Here is a 3,503-nt window from a genome sequence, read left to right as displayed (position 1 = left end):
TTGTTTCGCAGGAAGTCTAATAATGTTCGAAATTGAAGCAGGTTAAAGAAACAACTAAAGGCTTGTCGCATAAAAGACTGCATGGTAGCCAAATTGTCCTGCTACTGCAGAACCTGCCATAGGACCAACGACACCTCCCAGATAAAAGAATACCTGATTAAAGGCAAAGACCCTCGAAATACCAGCTTTGGGTGTCATCTTACTGAGAAGGGCATTGACCCCAGGTATCAGCGCACCGGTTCCCAAGCCAAAGAGGAATCGATAGAGTCCTAGTTGAAGGGGACTAGAGGAATTGGCACAGAGAAGATAGATGATGACTGAATAAAACTGGGCGACAACCAAGAGACGATGATTGCCCACCTTGTCACCTAGCTTGCCCATAACTCCTGCACTCATCATGCTGGAAAAGCCCATACTGGATACAATCAAACCAGATACAAAAAGAAGATTCTCTGTCTGCCCTAAGTCGCGTACATACAGAGCTAAGATAGGACCGATTGATTGGGCTGAAAATTGGATAACAAAACTGGTCAGAAAGAGGTTGACCAAGAGATAGGGATATTTAACTGATGTAAATAATTCCTTTGTTGGGATGGCCTTTTCCTTGGCTACTGGTTGAAAATCTTCCTTGATAAAGCAAATAGTTAAAATAGCGGCTAGAAACAGAAAACTACCAACCAGTAGGAAAACTGTACGAATGCCAAATAATTCTGCGATAAAGCCACCAATAAAGGGACCAGTTAGAGTACCTGCAACTACACCTGTAGACAAAGTACCTAAGGCAGAGCCTGATTTCTCCTTGGGAACCTGACTGGCTATCAAGGCCGTTGAATTGGGAACAAAACCCGCAAATACACCATTCAGTAAACGAAGAAAGATTAGCCAATAAATATTTGGCACAAAGGTCAAGCCTCCCATAGTGATAGTCATGGCCAGACCAGCACGAATCATCATGGGTTTTCGACCGTATTTATCAGCAAGGATTCCCCAGATAGGAGAAAAGAGCGCCGCGGAAATGGCAGAGACAGAAATAGCTAAACCTGCATAAAAAGCAGCTTGCTCACTCCCAACACCTAGATTTTCCACAAAGATGGGCATAAAAGGCACAACTAAGGAAATACTGGCTCCTGTCAGAAAATTACCAAACCAGGCAATGCGCAGATTATCCTTCCAGTTAATCTCTGTCATCTTGCTTACCTCCCTCAAGCAGGGAGACCACTTGAGTAAGAAGCTGGTCCTGATTCCCATTGTTGTTTAAAACATGGCTGGCCAAATCTTTCTTTTTCTCTAAAGGCCACTGGGCTGCCAGACGAGACTCAGCTTCATCTTTGGACAAGTTGTCCCTTTTCATTAAGCGTTCTACTTGGACATCTCGGTCCACATAGACCAACCAAGTCTCATCAAACCAAGAGACGTAGTTCTGCTCAAAAAGTAAGGGGATATCCATGAAAAAAATCTCTTCTGTCTGAGCAAACTGATCTCTCAACGTAGCTAGTTCCTCACGGATAATCTTTCCTTGGATTCGCTTAGACCATTCCTGTTCTTCAGGATTTGAAAAGATGAGATTAGCTAGGAGAGGGCGATTGAGTTCTCCATTTTCTAAGATAATTTTTTGACCAAAGTGCTGGACTAGAGCTTCAAACAGACGACCACCAGGTTTCTGTAGTTGGTGGACGGCTGCGTCGGCATCCACTACTTGAAAGCCTTGCTTTCTTAGAAAATTTGTCACGGTTGACTTACCAGAGGCAATTCCCCCAGTGATTCCGATGATTTTTCCCATCAGCCCCTCCTTTGGCACTGAGGACAAAAGTGGGTTCCACGTCCGCCTAGTTGGATTTTCTCAATCACTGTCCCACAGCGTGAACACTCTTGACCAGCCTTGTCATAGACCTGATGAAAATCCTGCATGGTTCCATCTTCCCCAAAGGCATTGGTATAGGTCCGAATGGTCGAACCACCTTTTTCAACGGCCTGGCCCAAAATAGCAATGGTTTGGTCATGAATGGCTGTCGTTTCTGCTGCTGTCAAAGTCTGGGAAGGTCTTGCCGGATGAACCTGAGCTCGCCAGAGAACCTCATCCACATAGATATTGCCAAGTCCAGCTACCAAGGTCTGGTCTAGGAGATGGGATTTGATAGGCTTTTTGGACTTGGCTAGGGCATCTTGAAAGATCTGCAAGTCAAAGTCTTGTTCGCTTGGTTCAGGACCTAATTTTTTAGAAATAAAGTAGGCATCCAAAAGGTCAGGCGCCAAGAGTTCCATAGTACCAAACTTGCGAACATCCTCATAAACAAGCGTGCCACCATCTTCAAACTGAAAGAAAACATGGGCATGCTTGCGTTCAGGAACCTGGTACGGATAGTAAAAATACTTGCCCTCCATCCGCAGATGGGAAATCAAGACCTTGTCTGTTAGGTAAAACAGCAAATATTTTCCACGACGTCCCATTGACTCAACAACTTGGCCAGGCACTTCCTTTCGAAACTCGTCCAAATCTGTCTTAATCATCTTGGGATAGCGAATTTCTATACTCGAAATCTTCTTTCCCAGAATCAATTTTTCTAAACCACGACGAACGGTTTCAACCTCAGGTAATTCAGGCATACGTCCTCCTTCTGTAAAAACAAGAAGCAGGCATGAGCCCACCTCTACTTAGTATTCTTTTTCATTATAGCCAAAGTCAGCCAAATCTAGCTTTTTATCGCGCCAGTTTTTCTTGACCTTGACCCAGGTTTCTAGGAAGACCTTGTCTCCTAGCATAAGTTCGATATCACGACGGGCCATACTACCGATTTTCTTAAGCATAGCGCCACCTTTACCGATGATAATCCCTTTTTGGCTATCGCGCTCGACCATGATGGTTGCACGGATGTGAACCTTGTCTGTCTCTTCATCTCGTTTCATAGAATCCACTACTACTGCGACAGAGTGCGGAATCTCTTCACGAGTTAGGTGCAAGACTTTCTCGCGAACCATTTCTGAAACCAAGAAGCGCTCTGGATGGTCTGTGATTTGATCAGACGGGAAATATTGGAAACCTTCATCCAGATTTTCACTCAAAATATCCACTAGACGAGACACATTATTTCCCTGAAGGGCTGAGATTGGAACAATTTCCTTAAAGTCTATTTGATTACGGAAGTCATCAATCTGAGACAAGAGCTGGTCTGGATGGACCTTATCGATTTTATTCACCACCAAAATCACAGGAACCTTGGTAGCCTTGAGACGCTCGATAATCATATCGTCCCCCTTACCACGCGCTTCATCAGCAGGCACCATGAAAAGAACGGTGTCCACTTCGCGAAGGGTGCTGTAGGCAGACTCAACCATGAAATCTCCGAGAGCTGTTTTAGGCTTGTGAATCCCTGGTGTGTCGATAAAGACAATTTGCTCCTTATCAGTCGTGTAAATTCCCATGATTTTATTGCGCGTTGTCTGCGCCTTGTCACTCATGATGGCAATCTTTTGCCCCATAACGTGATTTAAAAAGGTTGACTTCC

3 protein-coding genes and 1 pseudogene are annotated in these 3,503 nt (G+C 44.5%); all 4 read right to left on the bottom strand.

Features of this window, described 5'->3' with window-relative positions:
* A pseudogene (locus HT736_RS05890) lies at positions 1 to 1,188 on the bottom strand (multidrug efflux MFS transporter); the annotation flags it as partial.
* Positions 1,175 to 1,780, bottom strand: a complete 606-nt coding sequence (gene coaE, locus HT736_RS05885; RefSeq protein ID WP_101514785.1) for a dephospho-CoA kinase — start codon at positions 1,778 to 1,780, stop codon at positions 1,175 to 1,177. The pseudogene HT736_RS05890 and the gene coaE, both read right to left, overlap by 14 nt.
* The gene (gene mutM, locus HT736_RS05880) at positions 1,780 to 2,604 is read right to left on the bottom strand and encodes a DNA-formamidopyrimidine glycosylase (RefSeq protein ID WP_050223299.1); all 825 of its coding nucleotides are present in this window, start codon (positions 2,602 to 2,604) and stop codon (positions 1,780 to 1,782) included. The genes coaE and mutM overlap by 1 nt, the downstream gene beginning before the upstream one ends.
* Positions 2,605 to 2,652: 48 nt before the next feature.
* Positions 2,653 to 3,503: GTPase Era (gene era, locus HT736_RS05875; protein ID WP_240154027.1), on the bottom strand; the 851-nt coding region annotated here is incomplete at its 5' end.

Origin of the sequence: Streptococcus sp. 339 (assembly GCF_013277285.1) — a bacterium.
In the GTDB taxonomy this organism is placed as follows: Bacteria; Bacillota; Bacilli; order Lactobacillales; family Streptococcaceae; genus Streptococcus; species Streptococcus pseudopneumoniae.
The sequence above is the reverse complement of the archived record's forward strand: the minus strand, read 5'-3'. Positions and strand labels throughout refer to the sequence as shown.